The following is a 19,404-nucleotide window of genomic DNA, read 5'->3' as shown; positions in this document are numbered from 1 at the left end:
ATCGAGGGACGAATGGCCGATATCCTTAACCTGAACAAGGCGCGCAAGGCACGCGCGAAGGCACAGACCGCCGCAAAGGCTGTGGAGAACCGCGCCAAATTCGGGCGCACCAAGGCGCAGAAAGCGGCGGACGAAGCGGAGCGCGCCCGGATTTCCGAAAATCTGGACGGCGCGCGGCGCGAGTGAGGTTCAACTTTGCCCTGGCCATGTTCAGGGTATAGCAGAATGAGAACATGTAGGAAACATGTTCAATATTACCGTGCGGTATCAGTAATTTAATAGGCGAGCGCGAAAGAGTGGGTCGGCCGAATCCGACAGATTCGAGCGGCGCGGCGAATTTGGCAAAGCGAACATGTCGCGGGTTTACGCGCCGTCGGCCCGATTCGGATGTCGCCTTTTCTGAGGCGCAAGGCGCGGATCGACAAAGCCGCGTGCGCAAATTTCAGCCTTTACTGAACGTCCGGTTTCAGGCCGTCTGATTGGGCGGCGCGACGTCGGAATTTGGGTGGAAAGCGGACGTCCGCGCTATCGGAGCATAAAATACAGTGCTGCCCCGACCGTCCCCGCACTCCATAAGCTGGAGCAAACGATAGAAGTCCAAAAGCCGATAGGGTCATCGGCGCGCGTGCTGACACCGTAATAATTGATCCGGCCCTTTTCCAGCCATAGAGGGTGTAGGCCCCGGTCGCGCATCCCAATACGGCGCACAGGAGCATGGCAACGTCCTCGATCATCCGATGCAACGTACTTTCGGCAGTTACGTCCGCAAGGGGGTCGTTGGCCGACCGGCAGCTTTCAGGAAATCAATGAGGGTTAGCTGCCCCATTTGACCCCAGCCTAAAGCCCCAGCGCCTTCGCCCCCCAATAGGTCAGCCCCGCCGCCGCATAGGCCGCCGCGAATAGATAGACGATCATCACGATCGGCCATTTCCAGCCATTGGTCTCGCGCCGCGCGACGGCGATGGTCGAGAGGCATTGCGGGGCGAAGACGAACCAGGCGAGGAAGGCGAGGGCGGTGGGGAGGGGCCAGCTTTCGGCCAGTCGGTCGCCCAAAGCCGCTGCGCCGGTTTCCTCGTCCGGGGCGTCGATCGCATAGACCGTCTGGAGCGCCGATACCGCGACTTCGCGTGCGGCCATGGCGGGGATCACCGCGAGGCTCATTTCATGGTTGAAGCCGATCGGGGCGAGGACGACCTCAAGGCCCGATGCGATGCGGCCGGCGATCGAATATTCGCTCTGCTTCACGCCCTCGGGTGCCACCGGGTAGGAGGCGAGCAGCCAGAGCGCGACGGTCACGCCCATGATGATCGTGCCAGCGCGGCGCAGGAAGACATAGGCGCGCTGCCACAAGCCGATCAGCAGATCGCGGAGCGAGGGAAGCTGGTAACGCGGCATTTCCATCATGAAGCCGCCGCTCTTGCCGCGCGTCGCGGTCATGCGCAGCACGAAGGCGGCGAGGATCGCGCCGACGATGCCGAAGACATAGAGGCCGAACAGCACCAGCCCCTGAAGCCCGACGCCCGGGGCCACGTCGCGCGCGGGGATGAACGCGCCGATGATCAGCATATAGACCGGGAGCCGCGCCGAGCAGGTCATCAGCGGGGCGATGAGGATCGTGGTCAGCCGCTCCTTGGGGTCGTCGATCGAGCGCGCGGCCATGATGCCGGGGATCGCGCAGGCAAAGGACGACAGCAGCGGGATGAAGGCGCGGCCCGACAGGCCGACCAGCGACATCAGCCGATCCATCAGGAAGGCGGCGCGGACCATGTAGCCGGTCGCTTCGAGCAGCAGGATGAAGAAGAACAGGATGAGGATCTGGGGCAGGAACACCACCACCGATCCGACGCCGGCGATAATCCCCTGAACCACCAGATCGCCGATGAAGCCGCTGGGCAGATTGGCCTGGGCTTGTACGCCGAGCCATTCCTGAGCGCCCTCGATCCAGCCGATCGGTGCTTCCGACCAGCTGTACACCGCCTGGAACATGACGAAGAACAGGGCGATCAGGATCATCCAGCCCGCGACGGGGTGAAGGACGACGTTATCGACGGCGCGGGTGAAGGCGCGGCCACGCGGCTGATCGGTGATCGCGAGCGCGGCGATGCGGCGGGCGTCGCGCTGGAAATGGGTGATGTCGGATTCGGGCACCGCGGGCGCGGCGGCATGGCTGGCGAGCAGCACGCCGCCGAGCGCCGCGCGCAGTTCATCGAGGCCGCGCTTGCGCACCGCGACGGTGGTGACGACCGGCACGCCGAGCTCCGCCGACAGCGCATCGGCGTCGATCGTGATCCCGTCGCGCGTCGCCATGTCGATCATGTTGAGCGCGACCACCATCGGCCGGCCAAGCTGGCGCAGCTGAAGCACGAAGCGCAGATGGTTTTCGAGGTTGGAGGCGTCGGCGACGACGATCAGCGCGTCGGGGAGGCGCTCGCCTTCCTGTTTGCCGAGCACGACGTCGCGGGTGACGGCTTCGTCGGGGCTGGACGGATCGAGACTGTAGGTGCCGGGCAGGTCGACCAGCTCGACCGGGCGGCCATCGTTGAGCGCGAGACGGCCCGAATGGCGCTCGACCGTGACGCCGGGATAATTGCCAACCTTTTGCCGCGCGCCGGTGAGCGCGTTGAACAGGGCGGTCTTGCCGGCATTGGGGTTGCCGACCAGGGCGACGAGCGGCTGGGGGTTCATGCTGCGGGTGCCTTGAGGTGAATGGCCTGAACGATGTGGCGGCGCAGCGCGACGGTCATGCGGCCGATGCGCACCGCGGCGGGGCCGCCGAACCAGCCGACCGGGCGGATCAATTCGACCACGACGCCTTCGTCCAGACCGAATTCGCGCAGGCGGCGCACTTCGTGTGGGGCAAGCGCGCTCCAGTCGATCGAAGCGACGGTGGCGGGGAGATTGCGCGCAGCACGCGCCAGGGAGTCGGTCATGTTGCGAGCGATTATCAAGAGCGGTGGGGAAATGCCAGCGGATTGCGAATCATTCCTCCCTGCAAGGGGAGGATTTTGCTAGGTTGCAAATCTTTCCGCCATCGCGCACCCGCTGGCTTTCCCTCCAGACAGACTGACAGCCATGACCGACAGCATTCTCCGCCCAGAATTGCGCGACGCCGCGCTCACTTCCAAGGCCTGGCCTTATGAAGAGGCGCGCAAGCTGCTCAAGCGCTATCCGGAGGGAAAGCCCGGCGGTGCGCCGGTGCTGTTCGAGACCGGCTATGGCCCCTCGGGCCTGCCGCATATCGGGACGTTCAACGAAGTGCTGCGCACCACGATGGTGCGGCGCGCGTTCGAGACGCTGTCGGATCAGCCGACGCGGCTGATCGCGTTCAGCGACGATATGGACGGACTGCGCAAGGTGCCGGACAATGTGCCGAATGGCGAGATGCTGGCGCAGTATATCGGCCACCCGCTGACCAAGGTGCCCGACCCGTTCGGCAAGTTCGACAGCTTTGCGGCGCATAACAATGCGATGCTGCGCGAGTTTCTCGACCGGTTCGGGTTCGAGTATGAGTTCGCCTCGTCCACCGACTATTATGGGTCGGGGAAGTTCGACGACGCATTGCGGCAGGTGCTGCGCAACTATCAGGGCATCATGGACGTGATGCTGCCGACGCTGCGTGCCGAGCGGCAGGCGACCTATTCGCCGGTGCTGCCGATCAGCCCGAAGACGGGCATCGTGCTGCAGGTGCCAATCGAGGTGCTCGACCCCGAGACGGGCATGATCGCGTTTACCGACAGCGATGGCGAGCGGATCGAGCAGAGCATCTTTGGCGGCAAGTCCAAGCTGCAGTGGAAGGCCGATTGGGCGATGCGCTGGGTCGCGCTGGGCGTCGATTACGAGATGGCGGGCAAGGACCTGATCGATTCGGTGACGCAATCGGGCAAGATCGCGCGTGTGCTGGGTGCTCGCCCGCCCGAGGGATTCAACTACGAGCTGTTCCTCGATGCCAAGGGCGAGAAGATCAGCAAGACCAAGGGCAATGGCCTGTCGATCGAGCAGTGGCTGACGTACGGGCCGGACGAGTCGCTCGCTTTCTACATCTATCGCGAGCCGAAAAAGGCCAAGGCGCTGCATCTGGGCCTGATCCCGCGCGCGGTGGACGATTATTGGCAGTTCCGCGCGGCCTATGCCGAGCAGCCGGTCGAGCAACGGCTCGGCAATCCGGTGCATCATATCCATAACGGCCCGCCGCCCGAGGGGACGTTGCCGGTGACGTTTGGGTTGTTGCTGAACCTGGTCGGCGTGATGCGGGAGGCGACCAAGGAGCAGGTCTGGGGCTATCTCGCCAATTATTTGCCCGGTGCGTCGGCGGCGGAATGGCCCGAGCTGGATGCGCTGATCGGCTATGCCATCGCCTATGTCCGCGACGTGGCGGACAAGCCAGTGCGGCGCGCGCCCGAGGGGGTCGAGGTCGAGGCGTTGCAGGATCTGGACCGCGAACTGGCCGCTGCCGGGGCGGATGCTTCGGCCGAGGATCTGCAGAACATCGTCTATGAAATCGGCAAGGCGCGGTTCGGCAAGGAGGCGCTGCGCGACTGGTTCAAAGCGTTGTACGAGACGCTGCTGGGCAGCTCGCAGGGGCCGCGCATGGGCAGCTTTATCGCGCTGTATGGCGTGCAGAATAGCCGGACGTTGATCGCCGAGGCGTTGGCGAAGGCTTAATCCGCCTCTTCCGGGGCGAGCCAGCGGAGGCGGGCGGCGGCGTTGCCGTTGCCGGTGACGCGGGCGTCGATACCGGCTTGCGTGAGAGCATCGACCACAGTTTGCGCGCCGCTGCCCGACACGCCGATCGGGAGCTTGATCCGCTGTGCCGCCCAGATTGCGGTGGCGAGGGCGTCGGCGTTGGGCTTGTCCTCCGCGACCGCGATGTCTGGGAGCGCAGCGACGGGCGGGATCAGGGTGACGGTCCAGCCCTGTACCCCGGCGGCGACGCGGGTTTCGAGCGCGCGATAGGCGGCGAGGTTGGCGCCGGGCAGCGGGGCGGCGTTGACCACCGCGCGGCGATTGTCACGATCGAGCAGCACCGCGTCCCCCTTGACCCCGGCGATCAGCGCGAGCTGTTCCTGCGCGCGCGCGGCGAGGCGGTTGGCGGCGGTGGCGCTGGAGGCCTGCGCGGCGGCGACCTGCGCCGCTTCGGCCTGGGCGCCGGTGCCGACGCGGATCTGTTCGAGTTCGACCGCGACCGGGCGGCCGACGAGTTGGGCGAGCACGCCGGCGGCGCGGCGCTCGACATCCTCACGCACGCTGGGCGTCAGGACGGTCGCGGTGACGCGGAGCGGCTGGGCCTCGTAATCGATCTCGACCTGGCTGAGCCGTGCCGCGCCCTCGAACTCGCCGCTGATCACTTCGCGGATCTGGCGCGAGGTGTTCGCCTCCCAGCCGAGCTGGACCAGCACCAGTCCCAGCGGGATTGCGAAGGCGGCGAGCGCGATGGTGACGACGATCGTCTGGAGCATCGTATGCTGAGGCGAGAGGTGCGAGCCGAAGCCGTAAAGCCGCGCGACCACGGCGGCGGCGACCGCGATGGTGATGAGGTTGGTCAGGAACAGCAGCAGCGATCCGGCGAATACCGTCCAGTTCCAGGTGGCAAGCCCGAAGCCGACTACGGCGAGCGGCGGCATCAAGGCGGTGGCGATGGCGACGCCCACCACCGTACCCGCCCTGCCCCGGATCATCGCATAGGCTCCGGCGAGCGCGGAGAAGAGCGCGATCATCAGATCGAACAGGTTCGGGCGGGTGCGCGCGGCGATCTCGGTCGTCACATTCTGGATCGGCGAGACCAGCACGAGCAGGGCGGTGAACAGCACCGCGATGACGATACCGAGCGCGAGCGCGACGGCGGCGGTGCGGATTTCGTTCCAGTCGAACGTGGCGAGGCCGAAGCCGAGGCCGATGATCGGGCCCATCAGCGGCGAGATCAGCATCGCGCCGATCACCACCGCAGGCGACGAGAGCAGCAGCCCGAGCACCGCAATGCCCGCCGACATGATGGTCATGAAGGCATAGCGGCCGGTGAATCCGGCGTCGTCGCGCACCTTTTCGACGACATCGACATGGTCAACCGTGGCGATCACCCGCGTCCGCCACCAGGCAACGACCGGATTATCGGGCTTCAACAATGCGATGCTCATGGGGTGGGCTGTAAGGGGTTTGCCCCGGCGGTTCCAGCCGTTAGGCAGGGGGTGAACAGCAATCACAGGGGAAGTTCATGGCCGCGCGGAACGACCAGGCAGGACAATCGATGCTGCGCACCTTTCTGAAGAGCGAGGCAGCCGGCGGTATCATCCTGATGGCCGCCGCGGCGCTGGCGATGCTCGTCGCCAATCTGCCGGGACTTTCCGAAGCCTATTTCCACCTGCTCCATCTGGACACCGGGCCGGTGATCAGCCCGAAATACGGGTCGATGACGGTGCATCTGTGGATCAACGATGCGCTGATGGCGCTGTTCTTCCTGTTCGTCGGCCTTGAGATCAAGCGCGAGTTTATCGACGGGCAGCTCGCGACGTGGGAGCATCGCCGCCTGCCGATCGTCGCCGCCGCCGCCGGCATGGTTGGCCCGGCGTTGGTCTATCTGTTTGTGATCGGATGGAGCGGGCCGCTGGTCAATGGCTGGGCAATTCCCGCCGCGACCGACATCGCCTTTGCGATCGGCGTGCTGGCGCTGCTCGGCAGCCGTGCGCCTGCGTCGCTGAAGCTGTTCCTGACCACCGTGGCGATCGTCGATGACATGGGTGCGGTGGCGATCATCGCGATCGCGTACACGGCCGAGCTGGCGACGCTCTACATCGCGCTCGGCGCGCTGGTGATGGTGGTCATGTATGTGCTCAACCGCAGCGGGGTGAAGAAGCTGACGCCCTATCTGCTGCTTGGCGCTGCACTCTGGTACTTCGTGTTCATGTCGGGCGTCCATGCGACGATTGCGGGCGTGCTGACCGCGATGATGATACCGATCACGACGAGCCCGGGCGCGTGCGACGATGCCGAATCGCCGCTGCACAAGCTCGAGCATGCGCTTGCGCCGTGGGTCGCCTATCTGATCGTGCCGGTGTTCGGCTTTGCCAATGCGGGAGTTAGCCTGGCGGGCATGAGCCCTGCGATCCTGCTCGAACCGCTGCCGCTCGGCATTGCGGCGGGCCTGTTCCTCGGCAAGCAGTTCGGCATTTTCGGGAGCGTGTGGCTCGCCGCGAAGCTGCGCTTTGCCTCGCCGCCGGCGGGTGCGACCTGGCTGCAGCTCTACGCCGTGGCGATGCTGTGCGGCATCGGCTTTACGATGAGCCTGTTCATCGGCGGGCTTGCCTTCCCCGGCAATGAATTGCTGGTGGATGAAGTGAAGATCGGCGTGCTGACCGGATCGATCCTGGCGGCGGTGATCGGCTATACGATCCTGCGCTTTGCGCCACCCTGGCGTGAGGGGCGTGCAGGCGATGCGGACGCTGGACGAGAGAAGATCGCGAACTGATGCGCATCTTTTTCGATCCGGGCCAACTGGCCCACGCCCCGGCGCGCGAACTGCATAATGGGGAGTTCGTCCCCTATGCCGAAAAGCCCGCGCGCGCGGCGGCGATTGCCGCGACGCTGGGTGCGAGCGAAGTGCCATTGGATCGCGGCGAGGCACCGATCCGGGCGGTGCATGATGCGGGCTATATCGAGTTCCTGAAGACTGCGCCTGCGCGCTGGGCGGAGGCGGGGCGGCCGGGCGATGTCATGGGCTATATCTGGCCGACGGTGCGCAAGCGCGCGCTGAAGCTCGACCGGATCGACGCGTTGGCGGGGCAGTATAGCATCGATGCGTCGACGCCGTTGACCGCCGATACCTGGGACGCGAGCTATCGCAGCGTGCAATGCGCGCTGGCGGCGACGCATGCGGTGCTGGACGGAGAGCGGGCGGCCTTCGCGCTGTCGCGGCCGCCGGGGCATCACGCGGGGGCGGATTATCTGGGCGGATATTGCTACCTCAATCATGTCGCGGTCGCGGCGCAGGCGGCGCGTGATGCGGGCATCGGGCGGGTCGCGATCCTCGATATCGACTATCACCACGGTAACGGGACGCAGGATATTTTCTGGGAGCGGGGCGACGTGTTCTTTGCGTCGATCCATGCCGATCCGGCGACCGATTTCCCGTTTTATTGGGGCCATGCCGATGAGGTTGGCGAGGGCGACGGCGCGGGGGCGACGCTGAACCTGCCTTTACCGCGCGGGACGAAGATCGATGCGTTTCGCCGCGCGCAGGAGCGGGCGCTGGCGGCGATTGCGGCGTCGGGGGCGGAGTTCCTGCTGGTCAGTTTCGGCGCGGACACGTTCGTCGATGATCCGATTTCGCAGTTCGCGCTGGAGACAGCCGACTATGCGGTGCTGGGGCGTGACATCGCCGCCGCCGCTCTGCCGACCGCGATCGTCATGGAGGGCGGCTACGCGATCGATGCGCTGGGGGCAAATGTTGCGAGCTTTTTGAGCGGGTTCTGAGGCGCGCGAATTTTTTCGCGGGGCGTGGAACCAATCGCGATGCGGGGGCGTTGTTGTCCTGCTTGATCGAAAGAAAGAGCATTTAGACGAATCGAACCTTCGCAGGAACGGATCGTCCAGGGAGGCCCGCCGCGAAAGCGACGGGCCTTACTTGCTTCTAGAGCTTGAAGCAGTGGTCGCGGTGCCACTTGAGAAATTGAGGATGGGGACGGTCGGACGGTCCATCAGGCGTCAATGCCCGTCCCGTTCGGTTCAGAAGTGTTTCCACACTCTGGCGGTCATTCACGTGCCGTGACACTAGGATCGATAGATCGTCGGCGAGCGAAACCAGTCCCCTGTCGAACATCCAATGTACTGTCCCCGATAGGGCGAGGCCATTGGTCAGAATATCTGGTCCGTTCTGTTCAACAGGCTGGATATGCGCGGCCTGCACCTCAGCACGCCCGCCGCCGTTGATCAGTTTGAGACCAGTTAGTGCGCATCGCTCGCCATAGGCCGTCAGGACCTTCTTGCGGAAAGCTCTGTCGCGCGAGATGCGGGAAGTCAGCACCGCCACACGGTCACGCTCACCAAAATCGAACGGCATGGGCTCCTCCCGGACGCGCTGGTCACCGATCAAAACGTCATCGCGCGGGAGCAGGTTATCGTTCGGAGTGTCTAGCCCCGCGTTGGCAATACGGACAAAGTCTTGCTGGCTCAGCGGTCTAACGGCCGCTTGCGCACGCCCAGATATCGCGCCTGCGTCGTTCAAGAGCCCGCGTTCAATCGGCACGCCCTCTGAGGTGAACGGAAGGTTCGTTCCGAACTCAATAAAGGATGTGGTATCGATTATCGCATAGTACATGCCCGGATTGTCCGCGTCGGGCTCGATGCGCTCGACACGGGCCATCGCCCAATAGCCTTTGCTATTCCGAACTTTGACCGGCTCGTAGTAAACGATCCAGTCGCCGACGCACTGTTGTGCGCGGCCGAGATACTGTTTCGGGAAATGGTACCGATGTGCAGGCGTGTCGTTGTAGCGCGAGTCGTCGCGGTGAATAAAAACGCCGTTCGCCATGACTGCCTCCACCCCCAGACTGGCGGCTAAATCCAGAAGATTCAAACGAAAGGCGCCGCCGACCCTGTGGCCAGCGGCGCCTTCCTTCTACCCATCCGATCCGCTTACAGCTTCTCGGTCAATTCCGGGACGAGCTTGAACAGGTCGCCGACCAGGCCGATGTCCGCGACCTGGAAGATCGGGGCGTCTTCGTCTTTGTTGATCGCGATGATCGTCTTGCTGTCCTTCATGCCGGCGAGATGCTGGATCGCGCCCGAGATGCCGACCGCGACATAGACTTCCGGCGCGACGATCTTGCCGGTCTGGCCGACCTGATAGTCGTTGGGGGCGTAACCCGCATCGACCGCAGCGCGCGAGGCGCCGACTGCTGCACCGAGCTTGTCGGCGAGCGGATCGATCAGCGCGTGGAACTGTTCGCCCGAGCCGAGCGCGCGGCCGCCCGAGACGATGATCTTGGCGCTGGTCAGTTCAGGCCGCTCGCTCTTGGCGATTTCCGATCCGACGAAGCTCGACAGACCCTTGTCGCCTGCGCCCGAGACAGCTTCGACGCTGGCGCTGCCGCCTTCGCTTGCCGCCTTGTCGAACGCAGTGCCGCGCACGGTCAGCACCTTCTTCGCATCGGACGAGGTGACGGTGGCGATCGCGTTGCCGGCGTAGATCGGGCGGGTGAACTGGTCGCCCTCAATCCCGATCACTTCGCTGATCTGCATCACGTCGAGCAGGGCAGCGACACGCGGCGCGATGTTCTTGCCGGTGGTGGTGGCGGGCGCGACGAAGGCGTCATAGCCGGCCATCAGATCGGCGATCAGCGGCGCGACGTTTTCGGCGAGCGCATTGGCATAGGCCGCGTCGTCGGCGAGCAGCACCTTGCTGACGCCCGCGATCTTCGCGGCGGCGTCGGCGGCACCCTGTGCACCCGAGCCCGCGACCAAAGCGACGACGTCGCCCAGCTTGCCCGCGGCGGTGACGGCGGCGAGCGTTGCGTCCTTCACCGACGCATTGTCATGTTCGACCCAGACCAGAACGCTCATGCCACAACTCCCAGTGCCTTGAGCTTGCCGACAAGCTCATCCACATCCGCAACCTTGACGCCCGCAGTGCGCTTGGCCGGTTCGACGACCTTCACGACCGTCAGGCGCGCCGTCACGTCGACGCCGTAATCGGCCGGGGTCTTGGCCGCGAGCGGCTTGCTCTTTGCCTTCATGATGTTGGGCAGCGAGGCGTAGCGCGGCTCGTTCAGGCGAAGATCGGTGGTGACGATCGCCGGGGTCTTGAGCTTGACGGTTTCGAGGCCGCCATCGACTTCGCGGGTCACATCGACGCTGTCGCCCGACACTTCGACCTTATTGGCGAAGGTACCCTGGCCCCAGCCGAGCAGCGCGCCGAGCATCTGGCCGGTCTGGTTATTGTCGTCGTCGATCGCCTGCTTGCCAAGGATGATCAGGCCGGGCTGTTCCTCTTCCGCCACCTTGGCGAGCAGCTTGGCGACGCCGAGCGGCTCGACCGGACCTTCTGTGGTGATCAGGATCGCGCGGTCGGCGCCCATCGCCAGCGCGGTGCGCAGCGTTTCCTGAGCCTTTTGCTCGCCGATCGAGACCACGACGATCTCGGTCGCCACGCCCTTTTCCTTCAGGCGAATCGCTTCTTCGACCGCGATCTCGTCGAACGGGTTCATGCTCATCTTGACGTTGGCAAGATCCACGCCCGTTCCGTCCGCCTTCACGCGGGGCTTTACGTTATAGTCAAGCACACGCTTGACCGGCACCAGCACTTTCATCGCGTCCTCCGCTCCAATCGCGTCATTTTAAGGCTTCGAGTCTGTCCGTCCCTAGAAGGGTTTTTGCCGTTTTCGCAAGTCCGGTATGGAATCGTACGATTGCCGTAGCGTCATTGCGCAAACGAAAAAGGGGTCCGACGCAGATGATGCGCCAGACCCCCTTTCAATGGGTGTTCAGGGGGCCGCGATCAAGCAGCCGACTGGACCTCCGCCACAATCTTCTTCGCCGCGTCGCCCAGATCATTGGCGGGGACGATGGCGAGGCCCGAATTGGCGAGGATGGCCTTGCCCTGCTCGACATTGGTGCCTTCGAGGCGGACGACCAGCGGAACCGAGAGGTTCACTTCCTTCGCCGCGGCGACGATGCCCTCGGCGATGATGTCGCACTTCATGATGCCGCCGAAGATGTTGACGAGGATGCCCTTCACCGCGGGATCGGCGAGGATGATCTTGAAGGCTGCAGTGACCTTTTCCTTGTTCGCGCCGCCGCCGACGTCGAGGAAGTTGGCGGGGAACATGCCGTTGAGCTTGATGATGTCCATCGTCGCCATGGCGAGGCCGGCGCCGTTGACCATGCAGCCGATGTCGCCGTCGAGCTTGATGTAAGCGAGGTCGTACTTCGACGCTTCGAGCTCGGCGGGATCTTCCTCGGTCTCGTCGCGCAGTTCCATCAGGTCCTTGTGACGGAACATGGCGTTGCCGTCGAAGCCGACCTTGGCGTCGAGGACGAGGAGGTTGCCCTGCTCGGTCAGTGCGAGCGGGTTGATCTCGATCTGCTCGGCATCGGTGGCGAGGAACGCGGCGTAGAGCGCCGACGCGACCTTGGCCGCCTGCTTCGCCTGGTCGCCGGTCAGGCCGAGCGCGGCGGCGACGGTGCGGCCGTGGTGGGGCATGAAGCCGGTTGCGGGATCGACCGAGAAGCTCTGGATCTTTTCAGGGGTCGAATGCGCGACCTCTTCAATGTCCATACCGCCTTCGGTCGAGACGACGAAGGCGACGCGGCTGGTGGCGCGGTCGACCAGCAACGCGAGGTAGAATTCCTTGTCGATATCGGCGCCGTCGGTGACGTAGAGGCGGTTGACCTGCTTGCCCGCGTCGCCGGTCTGGATCGTCACCAGCGTGTTGCCGAGCATGTCCTTGGCGTGCGATTCGACTTCATCGAGGCTGAAGGCGAGGCGGACGCCGCCCTTGGCTTCGGGGGCGAGCTCCTTGAACTTGCCCTTGCCGCGGCCGCCGGCGTGGATCTGCGACTTCACGACATAGAGCGGTCCGGGGAGCTTCTTGGCAGCCTCAACCGCCTCTTCGACGGTGAAGGCGGCATGGCCGGCCGCGATCGGCGCGCCGTACTTCGCCAGCAGTTCCTTGGCCTGATATTCATGGATATTCATGGGATCGCCCTTTGCGTTGCAGCAAATTTCGCGCCGCTTAAGCACAGGGGCGCGGCGGAATCAAATCCCTTGACTTCGGGATTGCGACGCAGTTGCAATAGTGACGCTGTGGCGTCGGATAACAGGGGCTTAGCGCGCCTCTTTCGCGAGCCCCGTCGCGCATAAGCCGCCCGAGCTGGTCGCGACTGCGAGGATTTCGGGATCGCCGAGCGCGCGGACGCGGCGGAGGAAGCGGTCGAGCGACTCGGCTTCGCGCGCCTTGGGCAGGTCGGCGATGCGCATCAGCTGGGCGAGGCTGAGGCGGTCGACCATGCGTTCGGCCATGCACGCGGCGAGCGGTTTGGGCAGGCCGGCGCTGACAAGGCCGGTGCGCAGCCGCGCTTCGGGCACCGCGCAGGCAGAAAGTGCGGTCAGAGCCGCAATCAGGGGAAACACGCGTCTCGCATCGAACATGGAGGCTCGCTATATCGCCCGCATGAGTCCCGCAATCGGCATCGCGCTGTTCCTGCTCACCGTCGCCCTCATGGAGGGCTTTGCCTATGTTGCGCATCGCTGGCTGATGCACGGGCCGGGCTGGTTCCTGCATAAAAGCCACCATTCGCCGCGCACGGGCAATTGGGAGCTGAACGACCTGTATGCCGTGATCTTTGCCGTGCCGTCGTTCGTGCTGCTGCTGGGCGGGGTGCATCTGGGGTGGTGGCAGGGCTATGCGTGGATCGGCGCGGGGATTGCGGCCTATGGCGCGATCTATTTCGGGTTCCACGACATCATCGTGCACAAGCGACTCAACACCCGCTACATTCCCAAGTCGGAGTATATGAAGCGGATCATCCAGGCGCACCGGCTGCATCATGTGGTCGAGACCAAGCATGGCACGGTCAGCTTCGGATTCCTCTATGCCCCGCCGCCCGAGAAGCTGAAGGCACAGCTCAAGGCGCGCGGCAATGCCGGGGTGCGTGAGCCGGTCGGCCGGTTCTGATTTCAGATCCGATCTTTTACGCGATCGCGGTTCCGGCGGTCGTGCTGCTGGGGCTGTCCAAGGGCGGGTTTTCCGGTGCGGGTTCGCTGTCGCTGCCGGTGATCGCCTTTGTCATCGATCCGGTGCGCGCTGCGGCGATCCTGCTGCCGATCCTGATCGTGCAGGACGTGGTCGGCATCTGGGCCTTCCGGCGGACGGTCGACTGGTTCGTGCTGGGATGGACGCTGGCCGGAGCAATCGTCGGCATCGTCCTCGGTTACTGGTTTGCGGCGAGCGTGTCGGTGGACGCCGTGCTGGCGATGGTCGGGGTGATTTCGATCGTGTTTGGCGCGTACCGGTTGTGGAAGGACCGGCTGGGTGCGGGGGCAGCGTCGACCTCGCCGGGATGGGTCGGGTCGCTGTTCGGAGTCGCGTCGGGATTTACCAGCCAGATCGCGCATGCCGGGGCACCGCCTTGGCAGCTCTGGGTGATGCCACGCCAGCTGACGCCTGCCTATCTGGTCGGCACGACCGCGGTCTTTTTCGGGGCGGTGAACTGGATCAAGGTGCCCGCCTATCTGGCGCTGGGGCAGTTCACTGGCGAGAATCTGGGGACCAGCGCGGTACTGATGCCGGTGGCGATTGCGTCCACTTTTGCCGGCGTATGGCTGGTACGGCGGGTGTCGCCGGAGCGGTTTTATACCGCGATCTACTGGCTGATGATCGGCGTGGGGGCGGTATTGGTGGTGAAGGCGGTGGGGTGAGACCATCCTCCCCCGCCAGGGGGAGGTGGCGCCGAAGGCGACGGAGGGGGAGGACGGCTGCGCCCTTTCGGCTCTTGCCGTCGTGCTTCCTCCCCCTCCGTCAGCTGCGCTGACACCTCCCCCTGGCGGGGGAGGATCGTTTTCAATCGAACAGCGACGACACCGAGCTTTCATCCGCGATGCGGCGAATCGCCTCGGCGAGCAGGGGCGCGATGGTCAAATGGCGGATGCGTTGTGCTTGCCCCACGACATCGTGGTTGCCGATCGAATCGGTGATGACCAGTTCGCGCAGCGCCGAACCATCGACTCGCGCAACCGCGCCGCCCGACAGGACGCCATGGGTACAATAGGCGACGACGTCCTCGGCGCCGGCAGCCTTGAGCGCGGCGGCGGCGTTGCACAGCGTGCCGGCCGAATCGACGATGTCGTCGATCAGCACGCAGAAGCGACCCTCGACCTCACCGATGATGTTCATCACTTCCGATTCGCCGGCCTTTTCACGGCGCTTGTCCACGATCGCGAGCGGGGCGTTGTCGAGTCGCTTGGCGAGCGCGCGGGCGCGGACCACACCGCCGACGTCGGGCGAGACGACCATGAGGTTCTTGTCGGAGAAGCGCGCCTTGATATCCTCGCTCATCACCGGGGCGCCGAACAGATTGTCGGTCGGGATGTCGAAAAAGCCCTGAATCTGCCCGGCGTGCAGATCGACCGAGAGGACGCGGTTGGCGCCCGCAGTGGTGATCAGGTTCGCGACCAGCTTGGCCGAGATCGGGGTGCGCGGGCCGGGCTTCCGGTCCTGACGGGCGTAGCCGAAATAGGGGAGCACCGCGGTGATGCGACGGGCCGACGCGCGGCGCAGCGCATCGATCATGATCAGCATCTCCATGAGATTGTCGTTCGCGGGGTACGCGGTCGACTGGAGCACGAACACGTCCTCGCCCCGGACATTCTCGAGAATCTCGACGAAAATCTCTTCATCCGCAAAGCGGCGGACATTCGCCTTTGTCAGCGGGATTTCGAGATAGGAGGCGATCGCCTGGGCGAGCGGCAGGTTCGAGTTGCCAGCCATCAGTTTCATAGTGCGCGTCGCTCCCCAGCGAGTGTCATCGAATTGTCTCCCCTTAGGATCGTGGATCGCTCGCGAAAAGGGGGCGTTTAGGGTAGCGTGCATGTGCAACGGCGTCCCATGCAGATACAGCCGAGTCAGGACAGCATTGCTGTCCCATCTCGACAGCCACGTTGAAACAATATAATCGGGCGCTGAAATAGAATGTCCGCACGCTGCGAGGCGATGGGGACGCCCTTTAGCTGCTGGAGAGTGCATTGGCGGACGTCCCGCGCAACCTGCCCCCGCTGAGCCTGCACGTGCCGGAGCCCAAGTTCCGGCCCGGCGATGCGGTCGATTTCGCTGCAGTGGAGGTGCCGCCCGCCGGCGCCCAGCCCCGCCCCGACACAGCCGCCGACCCGGCGAGCTTCCACGACCTGTCCTACACGCTGATCCGCGTGCTCGACGATGCGGGGCAGGCAGTCGGGCCGTGGAACCCGCGACTCGATCCCGACACGCTGCGCAAGATGCTGCGCGACATGGCGCTGGTCCGCGCGTTCGACGAGCGGATGTTCCGCGCGCAGCGGCAGGGCAAGACCAGTTTCTACATGAAGTGCACCGGCGAAGAGGCGGTGGCGATCGCCGCGACGCACGCGCTGGCCAGCGACGACATGTGCTTCCCGAGCTATCGCCAGCAGGGCATCCTGATCGCGCGCAACTACAGCCTGGTTCAGATGATGAATCAGATCTACTCGAACAGCGGCGACGCGCTGCAGGGCAAGCAGCTGCCGATCATGTATTCGTCGCGCGACGACGGGTTCTTCTCGATCAGCGGCAACCTGACCACGCAATACCCGCAGGCAGTGGGCTGGGCGATGGCGAGCGCGGCCAAGGGCGATACGCGCATTGCCGCGACCTGGTGCGGCGAAGGATCGACGGCGGAGGGCGACTTCCACTCGGCGATGACCTTTGCGACGGTGTACAAGGCGCCGGTCATCTTCAACGTCGTCAACAACCAATGGGCGATTTCGAGCTTTTCGGGCTTTGCCGGGGCCGAGGCGACGACCTTTGCCGCGCGTGCGATCGGCTATGGCATGGCCGGGCTGCGCATCGACGGCAATGACGCGCTGGCGGTCTATGCCGCGACGCAGTGGGCGGCGGAGCGCGCGCGGACCAATCAGGGGCCGACGCTGATCGAGCATTTCACTTATCGCGCCGAGGGCCATTCGACCTCCGACGATCCGACGCAATATCGCAGCGCGGGCGAGCCGAGCGCATGGCCGCTGGGCGATCCGGTCGCGCGGTTGAAGGCGCATCTGATCGCGATCGGCGAATGGGACGAAGAACGCCACGCCGCGCAGGACCGTGAGGTCGCCGAGCTGGTCAAGGCATCGCAGAAGGAAGCCGAGAAGAACGGCATCCTCGGCCATGGCCTGCACCAGCCGCTCGATTCGCTGTTCGACGGGGTGTTCGAGGAAATGCCGTGGCATCTGCGCGAGCAACGCCAGCAGATGATCGACGAGGAAGAGGCAAGCGGCCGACCATGGGCGAGGAAGTCGTGATGGGCGAGGGTATCGTGACCGAAGCCGAGATCGGCGAAGCGGGCGCTGGCGCGCGCATGAACATGATTCAGGCGATCAACTCCGCGATGGCGGTGATGATGGAGCGCGATCCGAACGTGATCGTGATGGGCGAGGATGTCGGCTATTTCGGCGGCGTGTTCCGCGCGACCGCGGGCCTGCAGGAAAAGTTCGGCAAGACCCGCGTGTTCGACACGCCGATCACCGAATGCGGCATTATCGGCGTGGCGATCGGCATGGGCGCATACGGCCTGCGTCCGGTGCCGGAGATCCAGTTCGCCGACTATATCTACCCCGCGCTCGACCAGCTGGTGAGCGAGGCGGCACGGCTACGCTATCGGTCGGCGGGGCAGTTCACCGCGCCGCTGACGGTGCGATCGCCGTTCGGCGGCGGCATTTTCGGCGGGCAGACGCACAGCCAGAGCCCCGAGGGCATCTTTACCCATGTGTCGGGCGTGAAGACGGTGATCCCGTCGACGCCGTACGACGCCAAGGGGCTGCTGATCGCGTCGATCGAGGACAATGATCCCGTCATCTTCTTCGAGCCCAAGCGCATCTATAACGGCCCGTTCAACGGCCATTGGGATCGCCCGGCGGAGAATTGGTCGAAGCATCCCGGCGGTGCGGTGCCCGAGGGCTATTACCGCATCGAGCTGGGCAAGGCGTCGATCGTGCGGCCGGGCACTGCGCTGACGATCCTGGCCTATGGCACGATGGTGCATGTCGCCAAGGCGACGGTCGAAGAAATGGGGATCGATGCCGAGATCATCGACCTGCGCACGCTCGTCCCGCTCGACATCGAGACGATCGAGGAATCGGTCAAGAAGACCGGCCGCTGCATGGTGGTGCATGAGGCGACGCGGACCGGCGGGTTCGGCGCGGAGCTGTCGGCGCTGGTGCAGGAGCGGTGCTTCTATCACCTCGAGGCGCCGGTCGAGCGCGTCACCGGCTTCGACACGCCCTACCCCCATAGCCTTGAATGGGCTTATTTCCCCGGGCCGGTCCGCATCGGACAGGCTTTGAAAAAACTCCTGAAGGACTGATCGGCATGGCGCGCTTTACGTTTCGTCTTCCGGATATTGGCGAAGGCATCGCCGAGGCCGAGATCGTCGCCTGGCACGTCAAGGTCGGCGACCGGATCGAGGAGGATCAGCAGGTCGCCGACATGATGACCGACAAGGCGACGGTCGAGATGGAATCGCCGGTGTCGGGAACGGTGGTCGAACTGGCTGGTGAAGTCGGCGATCAGGTCGCGATCGGCGCGTCGCTGATGGTCGTGGAGACCGACGAGGCGGTGGCGGAGGACGCTCCGGTGACGGAGGCTCCGGTTTCCGAGGCGGTCGAGGAACAGGTCGAGGCGGAGACGCCGGGGGTTCCGGTGGTCGAGGCCCCCGCACCCGTTCGTGCTGAGCCTGTCGAAGCACCTGCCCCGACTGAAGTGGTCGCGCAGCCCTTCGACACGCTCAGGGCAAACGGAGCGGAGGAGCAGGCGCCTGCTGCGAAGCAGGTTCTCGCCTCCCCCGCCGTGCGTGCGCGCGCCAAGGATCTTGGCGTCGACCTGTCCGAAGTGAAGCATGACGGGCAGCATATCCGTCACGCCGATCTCGACGCGTATCTGCGCTATGGCAGCGGGCAGGGCTATCACGCGCCGCATGCCAGCCGGGCGCGGGAGGACGAGGCGGTTAAGGTCATCGGGATGCGTCGCCGCATCGCCGAGAATATGGCGGCGGCGAAGCGGGCGATCCCGCACTTCACCTATGTCGACGAGATCGACATGACCGCGCTGGAGGCGATGCGCGCCGACCTCAACGCCAATCGCGGCGCGCGGCCCAAGCTGACGATGCTGCCGTTCCTGATCGTCGCGATCTGCCGCACCTTGCCCGACTTCCCGATGCTCAACGCGCGCTATGACGATGAGGGCGGCGTGGTGACGCGGCATGGCCGGGTCCATATGGGCATGGCGACGCAAACCGATGCGGGCCTGACCGTGCCCGTCATCCGCGACGCGCAGGACATGAATGTGTGGCAGCTGGCGAGCGAGATCGGCCGCCTCGCCGAAGCGGCGCGCACCGGCAAGATCAAGTCGGAAGAGCTGCAGGGCGGGACGATCACCATCACCTCGCTCGGCCCGCTGGGCGGCATCGCGACGACGCCGGTGATCAACCGGCCCGAGGTCGCGATCATCGGTCCGAACAAGATCGTCGAACGGCCGGTGTTCGTCGGCGACGACATCGTCCGCGCCAAGCTGATGAACCTGTCGATCAGCTGCGACCACCGCGTCGTCGATGGCTGGGACGCGGCGAGCTATGTCCAGGCGCTGCGCAAGCTGCTCGAGACGCCGGTGTTGTTGTTCGCGGACTGAACTTGATCCT

Annotated in this window: 18 protein-coding genes; 9 read left to right on the top strand and 9 right to left on the bottom strand. The window is 65.0% G+C overall.

Translation table 11 applies throughout. From position 1 onward, the window contains the following. Window positions 1–12 precede the first annotated feature (12 nt). Complete coding sequence (locus K9B35_RS11810) at window positions 13–186, top strand: DUF4169 family protein (protein ID WP_224922037.1); 174 nt, start codon at window positions 13–15, stop codon at window positions 184–186. A gap of 651 nt (window positions 187–837) precedes the next feature. Here K9B35_RS11810 and feoB read toward each other — a convergent pair. Both feoB and K9B35_RS11800 read right to left on the bottom strand, forming a co-directional pair. Continuing rightward, window positions 838–2,685 (bottom strand): ferrous iron transporter B, encoded by a 1,848-nt coding sequence (gene feoB / locus K9B35_RS11805; RefSeq protein WP_224922036.1) that lies wholly within the window; start codon window positions 2,683–2,685, stop codon window positions 838–840. Further along, a complete protein-coding gene (locus K9B35_RS11800; protein WP_224922035.1) occupies window positions 2,682–2,930 on the bottom strand; it encodes a FeoA family protein in 249 nt (82 codons plus the stop codon). Before K9B35_RS11800 ends, feoB begins: the two co-directional genes overlap by 4 nt. Window positions 2,931–3,072: 142 nt before the next feature. Between K9B35_RS11800 and K9B35_RS11795 the strand changes: the two genes are divergently transcribed. Continuing rightward, window positions 3,073–4,662: a lysine--tRNA ligase gene (locus tag K9B35_RS11795; RefSeq protein WP_224922034.1), complete on the top strand. Its 1,590-nt coding sequence runs from the start codon at window positions 3,073–3,075 to the stop codon at window positions 4,660–4,662. Here K9B35_RS11795 and K9B35_RS11790 read toward each other — a convergent pair. Further along, window positions 4,659–6,131, bottom strand: coding sequence for a DUF389 domain-containing protein (locus tag K9B35_RS11790; protein ID WP_224922033.1), 1,473 nt, complete (start codon window positions 6,129–6,131; stop codon window positions 4,659–4,661). The genes K9B35_RS11795 and K9B35_RS11790 overlap by 4 nt on opposite strands. A 77-nt stretch (window positions 6,132–6,208) precedes the next feature. Here K9B35_RS11790 and nhaA point away from each other — a divergent pair, with 77 nt between their 5' ends. Beyond that, window positions 6,209–7,459, top strand: a complete 1,251-nt coding sequence (gene nhaA, locus K9B35_RS11785) for a Na+/H+ antiporter NhaA (RefSeq protein WP_224922032.1) — start codon at window positions 6,209–6,211, stop codon at window positions 7,457–7,459. Beyond that, the gene (locus K9B35_RS11780) at window positions 7,459–8,463 is read left to right on the top strand and encodes a histone deacetylase family protein (RefSeq protein WP_224922031.1); all 1,005 of its coding nucleotides are present in this window, start codon (window positions 7,459–7,461) and stop codon (window positions 8,461–8,463) included. Before nhaA ends, K9B35_RS11780 begins: the two co-directional genes overlap by 1 nt. 157 nt (window positions 8,464–8,620) lie before the next feature. On the opposite strand, the gene K9B35_RS11775 is transcribed toward K9B35_RS11780, so the two are convergent. The 5 genes from K9B35_RS11775 to K9B35_RS11755 all read right to left on the bottom strand — a co-directional run bounded on the left by K9B35_RS11775 (window position 8,621) and on the right by K9B35_RS11755 (window position 13,138). Next, on the bottom strand, window positions 8,621–9,520 hold the full coding sequence (locus K9B35_RS11775) for an HNH endonuclease (protein WP_224922030.1): 900 nt from the start codon (window positions 9,518–9,520) through the stop codon (window positions 8,621–8,623). 104 nt (window positions 9,521–9,624) lie between these two features. After that, window positions 9,625–10,551 (bottom strand): electron transfer flavoprotein subunit alpha/FixB family protein, encoded by a 927-nt coding sequence (locus tag K9B35_RS11770; RefSeq protein WP_224922029.1) that lies wholly within the window; start codon window positions 10,549–10,551, stop codon window positions 9,625–9,627. Then, window positions 10,548–11,297, bottom strand: coding sequence for an electron transfer flavoprotein subunit beta/FixA family protein (locus K9B35_RS11765; protein WP_224922028.1), 750 nt, complete (start codon window positions 11,295–11,297; stop codon window positions 10,548–10,550). The genes K9B35_RS11770 and K9B35_RS11765 overlap by 4 nt, the downstream gene beginning before the upstream one ends. A gap of 188 nt (window positions 11,298–11,485) precedes the next feature. Continuing rightward, on the bottom strand, window positions 11,486–12,685 hold the full coding sequence (sucC, locus tag K9B35_RS11760) for an ADP-forming succinate--CoA ligase subunit beta (RefSeq protein WP_224922027.1): 1,200 nt from the start codon (window positions 12,683–12,685) through the stop codon (window positions 11,486–11,488). 129 nt (window positions 12,686–12,814) lie between these two features. After that, complete coding sequence (locus K9B35_RS11755) at window positions 12,815–13,138, bottom strand: hypothetical protein (protein WP_224922026.1); 324 nt, start codon at window positions 13,136–13,138, stop codon at window positions 12,815–12,817. A gap of 22 nt (window positions 13,139–13,160) precedes the next feature. On the opposite strand from K9B35_RS11755, the gene K9B35_RS11750 reads away from it, so the two are divergent. Both K9B35_RS11750 and K9B35_RS11745 read left to right on the top strand, forming a co-directional pair. Continuing rightward, window positions 13,161–13,664: a sterol desaturase family protein gene (locus K9B35_RS11750; RefSeq protein WP_224922025.1), complete on the top strand. Its 504-nt coding sequence runs from the start codon at window positions 13,161–13,163 to the stop codon at window positions 13,662–13,664. Then, entirely contained in the window at window positions 13,661–14,407 is a 747-nt protein-coding gene (locus K9B35_RS11745) for a sulfite exporter TauE/SafE family protein (protein WP_224922242.1), read from the top strand. The genes K9B35_RS11750 and K9B35_RS11745 overlap by 4 nt, the downstream gene beginning before the upstream one ends. Before the next feature lie 142 nt (window positions 14,408–14,549). On the opposite strand, the gene K9B35_RS11740 is transcribed toward K9B35_RS11745, so the two are convergent. Continuing rightward, a complete protein-coding gene (locus K9B35_RS11740) occupies window positions 14,550–15,485 on the bottom strand; it encodes a ribose-phosphate pyrophosphokinase (protein ID WP_224922024.1) in 936 nt (311 codons plus the stop codon). A 245-nt stretch (window positions 15,486–15,730) separates the two neighbouring features. Between K9B35_RS11740 and K9B35_RS11735 the strand changes: the two genes are divergently transcribed. The 3 genes from K9B35_RS11735 to K9B35_RS11725 are packed head-to-tail and all read left to right on the top strand — an operon-like array spanning window position 15,731 to window position 19,394. After that, window positions 15,731–17,014, top strand: a complete 1,284-nt coding sequence (locus K9B35_RS11735; protein ID WP_224922023.1) for a 3-methyl-2-oxobutanoate dehydrogenase (2-methylpropanoyl-transferring) subunit alpha — start codon at window positions 15,731–15,733, stop codon at window positions 17,012–17,014. Window positions 17,015–17,070: 56 nt separating this feature from the next. Next, on the top strand, window positions 17,071–18,075 hold the full coding sequence (locus tag K9B35_RS11730) for an alpha-ketoacid dehydrogenase subunit beta (RefSeq protein ID WP_224922241.1): 1,005 nt from the start codon (window positions 17,071–17,073) through the stop codon (window positions 18,073–18,075). Between the two features lie 5 nt (window positions 18,076–18,080). Then, window positions 18,081–19,394: a dihydrolipoamide acetyltransferase family protein gene (locus tag K9B35_RS11725; RefSeq protein ID WP_224922022.1), complete on the top strand. Its 1,314-nt coding sequence runs from the start codon at window positions 18,081–18,083 to the stop codon at window positions 19,392–19,394. Window positions 19,395–19,404 lie beyond the last annotated feature (10 nt).

The sequence above is a fragment of the Sphingomonas sp. R647 genome (assembly GCF_020177055.1).
GTDB lineage: Bacteria > Pseudomonadota > Alphaproteobacteria > Sphingomonadales > Sphingomonadaceae > Sphingomonas.
This window is presented reverse-complemented; position numbering and strand designations above follow the sequence as displayed.

Excerpts from the sequence above, each read along its gene's own strand:
- K9B35_RS11780 (WP_224922031.1), top strand. The coding sequence starts at position 7,459 with ATGCGCATCTTTTTCGATCCGGGCCAACTGGCCCACGCCCCGGCGCGC.
- K9B35_RS11800 (WP_224922035.1), bottom strand. The coding sequence starts at position 2,930 with ATGACCGACTCCCTGGCGCGTGCTGCGCGCAATCTCCCCGCCACCGTC.
- K9B35_RS11770 (WP_224922029.1), bottom strand. The coding sequence starts at position 10,551 with ATGAGCGTTCTGGTCTGGGTCGAACATGACAATGCGTCGGTGAAGGAC.
- nhaA (WP_224922032.1), top strand. The coding sequence starts at position 6,209 with ATGGCCGCGCGGAACGACCAGGCAGGACAATCGATGCTGCGCACCTTT.
- K9B35_RS11750 (WP_224922025.1), top strand. The coding sequence starts at position 13,161 with ATGAGTCCCGCAATCGGCATCGCGCTGTTCCTGCTCACCGTCGCCCTC.
- K9B35_RS11795 (WP_224922034.1), top strand. The coding sequence starts at position 3,073 with ATGACCGACAGCATTCTCCGCCCAGAATTGCGCGACGCCGCGCTCACT.
- K9B35_RS11810 (WP_224922037.1), top strand. The coding sequence starts at position 13 with ATGGCCGATATCCTTAACCTGAACAAGGCGCGCAAGGCACGCGCGAAG.
- K9B35_RS11765 (WP_224922028.1), bottom strand. The coding sequence starts at position 11,297 with ATGAAAGTGCTGGTGCCGGTCAAGCGTGTGCTTGACTATAACGTAAAG.
- K9B35_RS11730 (WP_224922241.1), top strand. The coding sequence starts at position 17,071 with ATGAACATGATTCAGGCGATCAACTCCGCGATGGCGGTGATGATGGAG.
- K9B35_RS11755 (WP_224922026.1), bottom strand. The coding sequence starts at position 13,138 with ATGTTCGATGCGAGACGCGTGTTTCCCCTGATTGCGGCTCTGACCGCA.
- sucC (WP_224922027.1), bottom strand. The coding sequence starts at position 12,685 with ATGAATATCCATGAATATCAGGCCAAGGAACTGCTGGCGAAGTACGGC.
- K9B35_RS11775 (WP_224922030.1), bottom strand. The coding sequence starts at position 9,520 with ATGGCGAACGGCGTTTTTATTCACCGCGACGACTCGCGCTACAACGAC.
- K9B35_RS11740 (WP_224922024.1), bottom strand. The coding sequence starts at position 15,485 with ATGAAACTGATGGCTGGCAACTCGAACCTGCCGCTCGCCCAGGCGATC.
- K9B35_RS11725 (WP_224922022.1), top strand. The coding sequence starts at position 18,081 with ATGGCGCGCTTTACGTTTCGTCTTCCGGATATTGGCGAAGGCATCGCC.
- feoB (WP_224922036.1), bottom strand. The coding sequence starts at position 2,685 with ATGAACCCCCAGCCGCTCGTCGCCCTGGTCGGCAACCCCAATGCCGGC.
- K9B35_RS11790 (WP_224922033.1), bottom strand. The coding sequence starts at position 6,131 with ATGAGCATCGCATTGTTGAAGCCCGATAATCCGGTCGTTGCCTGGTGG.